A 13,239-nucleotide genomic window follows, 5' to 3' on the forward strand; every position below is an offset into this window, starting at 1 on the left:
ATCCACATAACTTATCCACATATCCACAATCGTTACCCACATATTGTGTGAGAATCTGTGTTCGATACAACATATGTCGCCTCATTTTGACAAAATTCACATGTTTTTTTCTCTTTTTCTGAGTTATCCACATTGTTAATAACTGGCGCGACTTCACACTCATCCACAATAATATCTAAAGCTAATTCAACATGTTCTAAACAACAAGGTAAGTTCATATTCTTCACCTCACTTTTCTACAATAGAAAACAGGAGGTAGGCCCTCCTGTTTTTAATACTTTTGAATGCCTAGTTTAACCGTTGTTGTTGCTCGTTTTGTACCACGATAAAACGTAAGAGTCATTTTATCATTAATTTTTTTATCATATAAGGCCGTACGGAATCCGATAATATCGCGAACTGGTTTCCCATCTACTGCTACAATCACATCGTGTTCTCGCAAACCAGCATCTGTACCTGGCGAAGGGCTTTTCACATCTAAAATGCAAACTCCCTCTGTTACATTGCCTGGTAAATGCAATGTTTTTGACCAATAGTAGTTTGGAATTTCATTTAATGATCTCAGTTCAATTCCAACATACGGTCTTCTTACTTTTCCGTACTTCTCTAATTCATTCATAATTGGAACAGCTCTAGTAACAGGAATAGCTAGCCCAATTCCTTCTACTTCTTTTGCCGCAATTTTCATTGAGTTAATACCAATTAATTGACCTGCTGCGTTTACAAGCGCACCACCACTATTACCCGGATTAATTGCTGCGTCTGTTTGCAATACTTCTACTTGCCAATCATAATGTCCATCTTGATCTAAATCTACAGGGACAATACGCTCATTAGCCGAGATAATACCTTGTGTGACGGTTCCAGAAAATTGGAGCCCGAGCGGGTTTCCAATCGCAATGACTGGTTCTCCTCTACGAACAGTATTAGAATCGCCAATCTCAATTACTTTTTTCACATGCTTTGCATCTATTTCTAGTACAGCCAAATCTGTGACCACATCGGTTCCTAATACCTTTCCAGGAACCTTCTTACCATCACTTAAACTTACTTCAATACGATTTGCTCCAGCAACAACATGATTATTCGTTACAATGTAAGCTTGACCATCTGTCTTCTTATAAATTACACCTGATCCCGTACCTGCTTCTGAATCTGCCTCTGAAAAATTATCTCGTTGAATATTAATAACTCCAACAACAGCTTCAGACGCACGATCAACAGCATCCACAAAACTAATTTGTTTAATGCCTTGAGCTTCCGCCATATTACTTCCACTTGCTTCAGCTTGCGGAAACGCGTCCGTATCATTTGAAAATAAAGGAGCTCCAAATGCAAATAAAGAAGCTCCTACAATTGTTCCTGCTATGCTAGAAATAACAATACCTTTATGCTTCTTTTTTCTTGCACGTTTCATACGATAATTTTCTTCATCAATAAAGGACATATTTGTTCACCTATCTTCCTGAAAACAACTATATTCACCTTTATTGTTTACTAAAATGAAGAATTATACGTATTGAATTTTTGTCGGCATTTTTGGATCTGTATCGTGAATTTCAAAGGCTTCGCCCACTCCAAATCCCTTTTCCTCTAATACTTGTGATACTGACATACGCGCTAGTTCTTTCATGTTATTATCTAAACTTAAATGGGCTAAATAAATATGTTTTGTCTCATCTGTAATTACATCCGCCATTGCTAATGCAGCATCTTCATTACAAACGTGCCCCACATCACTTAAAATACGTCGTTTAATACTCCATGGATAACGTCCCATACGAAGCATTTCTACGTCATGATTACTTTCAAATACGAAAGCATTAGCTCCCTTAATAACACCTTTCATACGGTCACTCACGTACCCTGTATCTGTAATAAGGGCTAATTTTCTATTATTGTTATGAAAAGCATAGAACATCGGCTCTGCCGCATCATGAGACACCCCAAATGACTCGACCTCAATATCACCAAATGTTTTCACATCCCCAACTGAGAAAATAAACTTTTGCTCAGTTGGGATATTTCCTATTAAGTGTTCCATTGCATTCCATGTTTTCTCATTTGCATAAACAGGTAAATCATATTTACGTGCCAATACACCTAAGCCTTTAATATGGTCACTATGTTCATGTGTTACAAGAATACCCGATACATCATTTATATTTAATTCTGCCTGTTTAAATAAAGCCTCTGTTGCTTTACCACTTAAACCTGCATCGACAAGTAACTTCTTTTCATCTGTTCCTACATATAGCATATTCCCTGTACTTCCACTTGCAAGTACGCTAAAATGCAAACCCATTCTTTCTCACTCCAGTATGTTCATCAACCACTTGATTTTCCTTTTCCCCTAATTCCATAACTTGTCCTTCAATTGCATTTACAAAGAAGTCCTGCTTCTGCTCCGTCTTTAAGTTCCACGTTGGAGCAAGTACTTGGTTATTAGAAGTAGATGCGGTAAGGTTGGCATAACCAATTTGCGCTTCTTTTACATGTGTATTCCCATGAATTTTATTTTTTAAATACAGATTTTCTAAAGCGGTTTGGGCAGTAATAATTTCTTGCTGTTTCGTTTTTTCACTTTCGCCCATTTCTTTTAAATCTGTTAACATCGTCTGCGTGTACGACACAAGTTCATTTTTTTCATTTAATTCCACAACAATCATCGCCTGATCGTTATAGAAAATAGGCTTATCTTTATATTTTTGGAAGAAGTAAATTTTAGAATCTTTCATCGCTCCAAACTCATACTTTTGTCCATCCAATACATAGTTCTTCAAAAAATCATTATACTTATCTTTTGATAACGATTTTGTATTTAAAAAGGGCTCTTTTAGCTTACTTTCTATCTTGTACATATTTTGTATATGCGCCGTTTGATTTTTTAAAGACTGTATGTCTTCTTCTTTAAATGCCTTGTTTTCAGCCCTAATAAATGACTCTTTTTTCGGTTCTTTAGGGAAATTACCCATAGTAATTTTGTTTGCTTTTAATTCTTGATCTATCTTTGTTTCTGCAATAAGCTCCAATTGATTACTATCTTGCTTTTGAATGAATTGAAAAATGAGAAAGAGGTCCAAAACAAAAAAGGTCACAATAAATATGGTTTTAATCCGATCCCAATCCATTTAGTCCCCCCTCATTCCACTCATATATTTTTTGTTTGCCAGCTTCATCTTCAACAAACTTTACATACCAAATTGGCTGTAGTCGCGCTACTTGCCCATCTAGTGATAATTTGTATCCAATCCCAATGTCTTTAATGGATCTTTTATCTACCGCGGCATTATTTTCTAAGGATGCTATTACAACATGACCTGACGGAAGAGTAACCTTCTGCTCTATACCTTTCGTATTTAAAGAAAGCAACGGTCTTTCATATTCCATTACTTCTTCTGATCCCCATACTTGTCTCAATTCAGCTAATCCATCAGTATTGAATACGGGATATCCATCTTCCTGTAAGCGGAATACTGTCTGTCCTTTATTCATATAGTCCAAACGATATGAATCCAAACTCCCACTGTGACCATTTACAAAATCAAAACTTTTTTGTAAAAGCATTAAATTATCTGGCTTTTTCTCACTTAAAACAGAAGAATTTTTATACTTTAGCATATGCTGATCATTTTCAATCTCCATAGACCTAATACCATCTGTAAATATTTCTTTCGATCCCTCGATAATAGGGCTTAAATAACGTGGGTCACTAAAAAGAGCATTCTTAAATGTATCAACCGCCAAATTAGATGAAATATATGTTATATTACTTAATTCTGTCGTTCCATCTGGTAAAAATAGCTTTTTCATATCATTAATTTGATAGTCAAAATAAGGTTTCGCTGATACTATAAATTGATTTTGTGCATTTACAATATCTTTTAAATACACACCACTTAATTTTGCTTCATATATTCTAGAGTTATCACCATCGGAAACAAAATTAATTTTAATTTCTTGATCCCTACTTCTAGAAGGGTCAAGAATAATTCGATTAAAGTGTTTAGGCTTATCTATACTCTTTTCTTTCATACTAAACATAGATTTAACTGCATCAAATGGGATGTTGGTAGGGAAAATAAGTTCAATTTTCCCTTCACCATGCACATAAGAAAGAAAGTCAGCCTTAGCAATCGATATCTCTTTGAACTCATGTAATTCCCCTGCTTCCAAAGTTCTATAGATTGATTCTATATCTCCCTCTCTTTTGCTCCCGTAATGATTTTTATCTTTATGCACAATGATAGAAGTAGGGCGGACAACATCAGCGATTTTCGTTTGAGTATTTCCCTCATTCCCCTGTACAAATTTTGCGTTTTGCATAGATGTGGAATCTGGCACATACGTCCATAAGTTAAAAGTAAGAAATAGACTAATTACAACTAAATTAATTAAAACTATCGTTTTAACATTCTCCATACTCATTCCCATTCGTCCTCTTCATCTGCTGCCATAGGCAATGTGAAATAAATCGTTGTCCCTTTTCCTTCCTCACTCTTTGCCCAAATCGAGCCACCATGTGCCTCAATCATTTCTTTCGCAATTGCTAATCCAAGTCCTGTACCGCCCATTTGTCTTGAACGTGCTTTATCTACGCGATAAAAACGTTCAAAGATTTTATCGACGTTTTCTTTCGGAATACCCATTCCTTGATCACTTACACTAATCTCCAATAATTCTCCGCGATCACGTAAACGATATGTTACTGTTCCACCTTCTGGTGAATACTTTAATGCATTCGAAATAATGTTATACAATACTTGCGTAATTTTATCCGTATCCATATCAATAAATCGAGATTTTTTAGAGAAAGATCGTTTGAAGCTTACGTTTTGCTCTTTAGACATTTCAAAACGATCAATAATGTTATTAAAGAAGTCAGTAAAGTCGACCCATTCTTTCATTAAACGATGTTCTGTACTATCGAGTTTAGATAGTTGCAATAACGCATTTACAAGCCTAATCATTCTTTCTGTTTCTTCTTGTGTAACTGTTAAAAACTGTGGTGCAATATTTGGATCTTGCCACGCACCGTCTGTAAGTGCCTCTAAGTAACTGCGCATTGTCGTTAATGGCGTTCTTAATTCATGAGAGACGTTTGCTACAAACTCGCGGCGTTCTCTTTCTATACGCTCCTGCTCAGTCACATCATATAATACGGCAATTAAACCATTTGCTTTCCCTGTCTCTTTTTGAATAACAGAGAAACTAGCGCGTAAAATATATGGCTCATTTCTCGTACTAAAATCTAATAAAACAGAATCCGGCTCTTCGTATAAATGATCGAGCGTAAATTCTTCTTGTATTCCCAATACTTCTAAAACAGATTGATCGAGCGCCGTTTCACGCGAAACATTTAGCATCTTTTCCGCAGGATCATTTAATAAAATAATGTCCCCTTTTCGGTCAGTAGCAATTACTCCATCTGTCATATGTGATAATACGGATGACAATTTACGTCTTTCACTTTCTGTTGAAGAACGAGCTTGTTGTAATTTTTTTGATAAATTATTGAAAGATAATGCTAATTGTCCAATTTCATCATGGCTATGCACTTTTACTTTTCTTGAATAGTTTCCTTTTGCCATTTCAATTGCTTGTCTTCGCATATCAGAGATTGGTCTCGTAATCGTTTGAGCTAACAAAATTCCAAGTACAGCTGTTACGAGTAATGCAATAACGGTTCCGGTCGCAAAGATTTGATTAATATCCTTCATCTGCTTATAAACATCTTCCATGGATGCAACAACGTAAATAGCACCAAGTGCATCTTTGTTATTATCATCCATAATAGGAGTAATCATAACTTGTACACGATGACCTGTACGACCATCCTTCTCAATTTTTACTTCTGGTTTTTTTTGTACCAATACCCGCTGAACAGCTATATCAGTTGACGTTCTATTTACCTTGTTTTGCTTTGACTCATCTGAAATAGCGAGCAGCTTTCTATTCGCATCAAATACACTTACCTCTTGAATATCCTTCTTTCGATCAGAGGCAAATTTTCGAATGGAAGTTTTAATCGTTTCACCTGTTGATTCTGTCTCTGCTTTTGTATAACTTTTTTTAAACTCTTGTTTCAAGTTATACGATAATAAGTTCGTTTGTTGCGTTAAAGAATCTCTAAAACCTTGTACAAGACTCTTTTCTAACTCTCTTACGAAATATACCCCAATAACTTGCATAGCTATCAATATTAATAGCATATATATGAGTACAAATTTTAAATGAATAGATTGAAAAAAACCGACTTTCTTCATATACTATTCCTGCTCTGGGTCACGCAAGTAATACCCTACTCCACGTCTAGTGACAATTAATGTAGGATGACTTGGATTATCTTCAATTTTTTCACGCAGACGACGTACTGTTACATCCACTGTACGTACATCTCCAAAATAGTCATAACCCCAAACTGTTTGCAATAAATGTTCGCGTGTCATAACTTGTCCTAAATGTTTTGCTAAATAATGTAATAGCTCAAATTCACGGTGTGTAAGCTCAATATTTTCCTCACGTTTCGTTACACTATACGCATTTGGATTGATAACAATTGGTCCAATAACCATTTCCGTATTTTCTTCTTTTTCTGCCGCACCACCTTGCTGATGACGACGTAAATTCGCCTTCACGCGAGCAAGTAATTCCCTCGTACTAAATGGCTTCGTTACATAATCATCTGCGCCAAGCTCAAGTCCTAATACTTTATCAATTTCAGAATCCTTCGCTGTAAGCATAATAATCGGCATTTCTGAGCTTTTACGTATTTCACGGCAAACCTCTAAGCCATCCTTACCTGGTAGCATAATATCTAATAAAACCATATCTGGCTGTTCTTCAGTCGCTTTTTCAATTGCTTCATCACCATCGTGCGCCATTACAATTTCAAAACCTTCTTTTTCTAGGTTGAACTTCAAAATATCTGCAATCGGCTTTTCATCATCAACTACTAAAATTTTCTTTCCCATCATCGTTTATTTCCTCCTTATAAAGTGAAGCTTTAATCAACCCTCACCAATTGGGCTTTCACGGGCAGCCCTCCCTCCACCTAGCTTCTTTGCTTTCGCTGAATTTTAAGGTGGAGGCCTTACTGCCCATTAAATAGCGGGGGTAAAAATATGGTCAATATCCCTAAACACATTGATGTCTACATAGTATGTCCCTATATGACCGCATCTTTTGCTTAAGTACTTTCTCCTCTATTCTCACAGACTCATGTATGATCCACTTTTACACGGAATCCTATACGATCTATAGAAAAACCTCTAGCTTCAACTGCTAGAGGCTCCTCATTCTATTTTAAAATAACTACTCAATTTTGTAAAATTACACAAATAAAAAGGATATTAAGTGGGCCCACTTAATATCCTGAGAGTGGCTCGGGACGGAATCGAACCGCCGACACGAGGATTTTCAGTCCTCTGCTCTACCGACTGAGCTACCGAGCCAAAACTATATATAAAACCACTAATGGTGGTATAAACAAAAGTGGCGGTCCCGACCGGGGTCGAACCGGCGATCTCCTGCGTGACAGGCAGGCATGTTAACCACTACACCACGGGACCAAAAATGAACATAAAAAAACATGACCCGTACGGGATTCGAACCCGTGTTACCGCCGTGAAAGGGCGGTGTCTTAACCACTTGACCAACGGGCCACGAAAAATAAAATGGTGAGCCATGAAGGACTCGAACCTTCGACCCTCTGATTAAAAGTCAGATGCTCTACCAACTGAGCTAATGGCTCATACTCACCAACGTCATATTTTCGTGACGACAAGATGTATCATAACATGTTTTATTTATTTTTTGCAATACCTTTTTTTATTTTTTATAAAAAACAAGAAAAAACTCATGCGGACATGAGTTTTTCCTTAAAAATATCAATTAAGCTTCGTATACGTTACGAACGATATTCGTTTGATTACGATCTGGTCCAACTGAGAACATAGATAATTGAATTCCTGTTAACTCAGAAACACGTTCTACGTATTTTCTTGCATTCTCAGGAAGTTCGTCTAATGATCTTACACCAGTAATATCTTCTGTCCAACCTGGAAGCTCTTCGTATACAGGCTCACATTTCGCTAAAATGTTTAAGTTTGCTGGAACTTCATCGATAACTTCGCCATTGTATTTGTAAGCAACACAAATTTTAAGAGTTGGAATACCAGTTAGAACGTCGATAGAGTTTAATGATAAATCTGTTAAACCACTAACACGACGCGCATGTCTTACAACAACGCTATCAAACCAACCTACGCGGCGTGGACGACCAGTTGTCGTTCCATACTCACGACCAACTTCACGAATTTGATGACCAATTTCATCATGAAGCTCAGTAGGGAATGGACCATCACCTACGCGGCTTGTATATGCTTTACATACACCTACAACGCGAGTAACTTTTGCAGGGCCAACTCCAGTTCCAACTGTTACACCACCAGCAATTGGGTTAGAAGATGTAACGAACGGATACGTACCGTGGTCGATATCAAGCATAACACCTTGTGCACCTTCAAATAATACACGGTGATTATTATCTAATGCATCATTTAATACAACAGACGTATCACACACATATTGCGCGATTTGTTGTCCGTACTCGAAGTACTCTTCGAAGATTTCTTCTACACTGAAACCTTCTGTATCGTACATTTTTTCAAACAAACGATTTTTTTGTGCTAAATTGCGCTCAAGCTTCTCTTTAAATGCTTCACGGTCTAAAAGATCAGCCATACGAATACCAATACGAGCAGCTTTGTCCATGTATGCAGGACCGATACCTTTTTTCGTTGTACCGATTTTGTTATCACCTTTACTTGCTTCTTCTAACTCATCTTGTTTTAAGTGATAAGGCAAAATAACGTGCGCACGGTTACTTACGCGTAAATTATCAGTACTTACACCACGATCGTGTAAGTATTTTAACTCTTCAAGTAATGCTTTCGGATCTACTACTAAGCCGTTTCCGATTACACAAATTTTCTCTTTATAGAAAATACCAGATGGAATTAAGTGTAATTTATATTTAACTCCGCCAAAAACAATTGTATGTCCTGCGTTATTTCCACCTTGATATCTTGCAACTACTTCCGCATGCTCAGAAAGAAAATCAGTGATTTTACCTTTTCCTTCGTCGCCCCATTGTGTTCCTACAACTACTACTGAAGACATTATTAAAGCACCTCCGCAATTTTCAAACGATCTATTCAAACAATATAATTGTACCAAAACCGAAAAAGAAGTCAACCAAAAAGCGAACATTTTTTTATCAAAAAACTTTTTCGTTCGTAAGAATTATATTTTCACACTATGAAAGCCTTATCTTTTCTATAAAAAAAAAGAAACACATCTTATTATAAGAAATGCGTTTCTTTTTTATACTATCGTTATGCCGGCGGCGCATGTCCATCTTCGAAACGACGTTCTAAGTTAACGAACTTATTGAACTCTTTAACGAATGCGAGCTCTACTGAGCCTACTGGACCATTACGCTGCTTTGCAATAATAATTTCAATCGTATTTTTATTTTCCGTTTCTCGATCATAGTAATCTTCACGATATAGGAAGGCTACGATATCGGCATCCTGCTCGATACTTCCCGATTCACGAATATCAGACATCATCGGACGTTTATCTTGACGAGATTCTACACCACGAGATAACTGTGACAAGGCAATAACAGGAACTTGTAATTCACGCGCAATCCCTTTTAGTGTACGAGAAATCTCAGATACTTCCTGCTGACGGTTCTCTCCTGATTTCCCACTTCCTTGAATAAGCTGTAAGTAGTCAATCAAGATCATACCAAGACCCTGTTCTTGTTTTAATCTACGACATTTTGCTCGAATCTCATTTACTTTAATCCCCGGCGTATCATCAATATAAATACCAGCATTAGAAAGGCTACCCATTGCCATCGTTAATTTCGCCCAATCATCAGAAGTTAACGATCCGGTACGAAGTCTTTGTGCATCAATATTCCCTTCTGCACAAAGCATACGCATAACAAGCTGATCAGCACCCATCTCTAGACTAAAAATCGCTACATTTTCATCCGTTTTCGTCGCTACGTTTTGTGCGATATTTAATGAAAATGCCGTTTTACCTACCGACGGACGTGCCGCTACGATGATTAAATCATTTCGCTGGAACCCTGCCGTCATCTTATCTAATTCAGTAAATCCAGTCGGTATCCCGGTCACTTCACCTTTTTGATTATGCAAAAGTTCGATTTTATCGTAAGCATCTACAAGAACGTCTTTAATATTTTGGAATGCTTTCGCATTCGTCTGATGAGATACTTCTAATATTTTTTTCTCAGCCTCATTTAAAAGACCATCCACATCATCTTCTCTCTCATATCCATCAGACACAATATGAGTCGCCGTTCGAATTAAACGACGTAACAGTGCTTTTTCAGCGATGATTCTTGCATAATACTCTACGTTAGCAGCAGTCGGAACAACTTCTGCTAATTCTGCTAAGTAAGAAACCCCACCAACTTCTTCTAGTAATCCTTGATCAGCCATTGCTGACGTCATCATTACTAAGTCAATTGGCTCCCCCTTATCAGATAAACCAAGCATGACTTCAAAAATCTTTTGATGTTTCGTTCGATAAAATGAGTCAGGTACTAATAGTTCCGATGCCGATGTTAACGCATCCTGATCAATCAATATAGCACCTAAGACTGCCTGCTCAGCTTCTATATTATGCGGAGGGGTACGATCAGCCATTACATCACTCATACGCAATCCTCCTTGCTTAACTTAGTTTTATTGTTCACTAACATGAACTTTTACTGTTGCTGTTACTTGCGGATGCAATTTCACAGTAACGTTTGTATAGCCTAATGCACGAATTGCATCATCCATTTCAAATTTACGCTTATCAAGTTTAATATTGTGAGATTTTTGCATTGCATCTACGATTTGTTTACTTGTGATTGAACCGAATAGACGGCCACCTTCTCCAGATTTAGCCTTTAATTCTACAGTTAATTTCTCTAACGTTTCTTTTAATTGTTTTGCATTTTCAAGCTCTGCTGCTGCATCTTTTTCTTCTTTGCGCTTTTGAGCTTCTAAAGTTTTCATACTGCTATTCGTCGCTTCAGCAGCTAATCCTTGTTTTAGTAAGAAGTTATTTGCATAACCATCTGGTACGTTTTTTACTTCCCCTTTTTTCCCTTTACCTTTTACGTCTTTTAGAAAAATTACTTTCATGATTGTGTGCCTCCCTGTAAATAGTCATCAATAACAAATCGAAGCTTCTCCTCAGCTTCATCTACTGTAACATTTTTCATTTGTGTGGCTGCATTCGTTAAATGCCCGCCACCACCTAAGTTTTCCATAATTAGCTGCACATTCACTTCACCTAAAGACCTGCCGCTAATTCCAATGAAATTCTCGCCACGTTTTGCAATAACAAATGATGCAATAATTCCTGTCATTGTTAATAATGTGTCCGCTGATTGCGCAATAAGCACTTGATCGTAGTAATCATCGCTATCAACTTTTGCAATCGCAATTCCATTTTTATAAATGTACGCATTTTTAATAGCTTTTGCAACCCGTAAATACTGATCCATATCTTCTTTTAAAAGCTCTTGTACAAGTACAGTATCTGCACCGTGTGAGCGTAAATAAGAAGCAGCATCAAACGTACGAGCACCTGTCCGGAATGTAAAGCTTTTCGTATCAACAATAATACCTGCTAATAATGCTGTTGCTTCTAACATTGTCATTTTTAAATTTTTCGGTTGGTATTCAAGTAATTCCGTAACAAGTTCCGCCGTGGAAGAAGCGTATGGCTCCATGTAAACAAGCAATGGATCTTCAATAAAATCTTCTCCTCGGCGATGATGGTCAATAACAACTACATTTTCAATTTTGCGTAACAGCTTTTCTTCCATCACCATTGAAGGCTTATGCGTATCAACAACAACAAGTAATGAATCATCATTTGCAAATTCCATCGCTTGTTCTGGTGTAATAAAGTGAGACCATAACTCTTCATTTTGTTTCACTTTATCCATTAAACGCTTAATTCCCTTATCAGAATCATTTTCATCGAGCACAATATATCCTTTGCGCTCATTTAATTGCGCTACCTTTAAAATACCAATCGCAGCACCAATTGCGTCCATATCAGGAGCCCTATGCCCCATTATAATGACATTGCTACTTTCTAATACTAAATCCTTTAATGCATGCGAAATCACTCTGGCACGTACACGAGTACGTTTTTCCACCGGATTTGTCTTACCACCATAAAACTTAACTTTACCTGTCGCTTGTTTAATAGCTACTTGATCTCCACCACGCCCAAGCGCAAGGTCTAGACCTGATTGAGCCATCGCCCCAAGCTCGGATAAAGGTAAATCACCTGATCCAACACCTACACTTAATGTAAGTGGTATATTCCTTTTGGATGTTTCTTCACGTACTTGGTCTAGAATACTAAATTTCCCTTTCTCCATCTGCGCTAAAATACTTTCATTTAGTACAACGAAGAATCTTTCCGAAGATGCACGTTTTAAATATGCCCCATACTTAACGGCCCATTCATTTAGACGGGATGTCACAAGACTTGTTATATTCGTACGTAATTGATCATCTAATCCTTGTGTAACTTCATCATAATTATCTAAATAAATGACAGCTAAAACAGTACGTTGATCCTCGTACATCTTTTCAATCTCTGTTTGTTCTGTTACATCAAAGAAATAAATTAACTTTTCTTCTTTCCTTACAAAGACACGAAACTTTCGATTATTTAAAGAGACTATATCATCGGATGTTTCTCCCTTAATAAAAAGAAGTAACGTTTCTGATACATCATAAAGGTGCCATCCAGCTAATGCATGCTGCCCCAGACATGAAGATAAATAAGGATTTGCCCAATCAATCCCATAATCCTTATTGTATAACAAAATACCAATCGGCATCTGGTTAAATGCCTCATTACTCACTTTCTTTACCCTTGTAATCATATCTGTCGTATGTTTTTCAAAATTCTTTTGGAAAGTAAGTTCAAATCGTACAACAACAAAAAGGACGATACAAAAAATAAAGAAGGAGACTATCCCCATTAGTAAATGAAAATAACAGAGGATTGAAATGAGCACAAACACAAAAAATGCCAATACGTAAACAGGATATAAAAACCACTGTTTCTTATAAAATTCAGGCATGTATACAACTCCTATAAAGTAAAACTAACTTATCT

Annotated in this window: 11 protein-coding genes and 4 tRNA genes; all 15 read right to left on the reverse strand. The window is 36.9% G+C overall.

All coding sequences use genetic code 11. The features are described 5' to 3' along the window. Positions 1-32: 32 nt before the first annotated feature. The 15 genes from NST14_RS27765 to NST14_RS27835 all read right to left on the reverse strand — a co-directional run bounded on the left by NST14_RS27765 (position 33) and on the right by NST14_RS27835 (position 13,204). Complete coding sequence (locus NST14_RS27765) at positions 33-218, reverse strand: CxxH/CxxC protein (protein WP_001052827.1); 186 nt, start codon at positions 216-218, stop codon at positions 33-35. 53 nt (positions 219-271) lie between these two features. After that, positions 272-1,447: a S1C family serine protease gene (locus tag NST14_RS27770; protein ID WP_000008039.1), complete on the reverse strand. Its 1,176-nt coding sequence runs from the start codon at positions 1,445-1,447 to the stop codon at positions 272-274. Positions 1,448-1,510: 63 nt separating this feature from the next. Beyond that, positions 1,511-2,305: an MBL fold metallo-hydrolase gene (locus NST14_RS27775; protein WP_000522836.1), complete on the reverse strand. Its 795-nt coding sequence runs from the start codon at positions 2,303-2,305 to the stop codon at positions 1,511-1,513. Then, complete coding sequence (locus NST14_RS27780) at positions 2,289-3,131, reverse strand: two-component system regulatory protein YycI (protein WP_000383723.1); 843 nt, start codon at positions 3,129-3,131, stop codon at positions 2,289-2,291. Before NST14_RS27780 ends, NST14_RS27775 begins: the two co-directional genes overlap by 17 nt. After that, complete coding sequence (locus NST14_RS27785) at positions 3,112-4,428, reverse strand: YycH family regulatory protein (RefSeq protein ID WP_000061586.1); 1,317 nt, start codon at positions 4,426-4,428, stop codon at positions 3,112-3,114. The genes NST14_RS27780 and NST14_RS27785 overlap by 20 nt, the downstream gene beginning before the upstream one ends. Beyond that, complete coding sequence (walK, locus tag NST14_RS27790) at positions 4,425-6,266, reverse strand: cell wall metabolism sensor histidine kinase WalK (protein ID WP_000755380.1); 1,842 nt, start codon at positions 6,264-6,266, stop codon at positions 4,425-4,427. The genes NST14_RS27785 and walK overlap by 4 nt, the downstream gene beginning before the upstream one ends. Positions 6,267-6,269: 3 nt before the next feature. Continuing rightward, complete coding sequence (gene walR / locus NST14_RS27795) at positions 6,270-6,977, reverse strand: cell wall metabolism DNA-binding response regulator WalR (RefSeq protein ID WP_000971872.1); 708 nt, start codon at positions 6,975-6,977, stop codon at positions 6,270-6,272. Positions 6,978-7,381: 404 nt separating this feature from the next. Next, positions 7,382-7,454: transfer RNA gene (locus NST14_RS27800), tRNA-Phe, on the reverse strand. Between the two features lie 41 nt (positions 7,455-7,495). Beyond that, positions 7,496-7,571 (reverse strand) — tRNA-Asp (locus tag NST14_RS27805). 21 nt (positions 7,572-7,592) lie between these two features. Next, positions 7,593-7,664 (reverse strand) — tRNA-Glu (locus NST14_RS27810). A 13-nt stretch (positions 7,665-7,677) separates the two neighbouring features. Beyond that, positions 7,678-7,753 (reverse strand) — tRNA-Lys (locus tag NST14_RS27815). A 140-nt stretch (positions 7,754-7,893) separates the two neighbouring features. Continuing rightward, complete coding sequence (locus tag NST14_RS27820) at positions 7,894-9,183, reverse strand: adenylosuccinate synthase (RefSeq protein WP_000100224.1); 1,290 nt, start codon at positions 9,181-9,183, stop codon at positions 7,894-7,896. 215 nt (positions 9,184-9,398) lie between these two features. Beyond that, positions 9,399-10,760 carry a replicative DNA helicase gene (gene dnaB / locus NST14_RS27825; protein WP_001286244.1) on the reverse strand — a complete coding sequence of 454 codons (1,362 nt, stop codon included), beginning with the start codon at positions 10,758-10,760 and terminating at the stop codon, positions 9,399-9,401. A gap of 27 nt (positions 10,761-10,787) precedes the next feature. After that, positions 10,788-11,234, reverse strand: a complete 447-nt coding sequence (rplI, locus tag NST14_RS27830) for a 50S ribosomal protein L9 (RefSeq protein WP_000864231.1) — start codon at positions 11,232-11,234, stop codon at positions 10,788-10,790. Beyond that, complete coding sequence (locus tag NST14_RS27835) at positions 11,231-13,204, reverse strand: DHH family phosphoesterase (RefSeq protein WP_001113897.1); 1,974 nt, start codon at positions 13,202-13,204, stop codon at positions 11,231-11,233. Before NST14_RS27835 ends, rplI begins: the two co-directional genes overlap by 4 nt. Positions 13,205-13,239 lie beyond the last annotated feature (35 nt).

It is taken from the genome of Bacillus sp. FSL W8-0519, from assembly GCF_038005585.1.
Taxonomy (GTDB): Bacteria; Bacillota; Bacilli; order Bacillales; family Bacillaceae_G; genus Bacillus_A; species Bacillus_A paranthracis.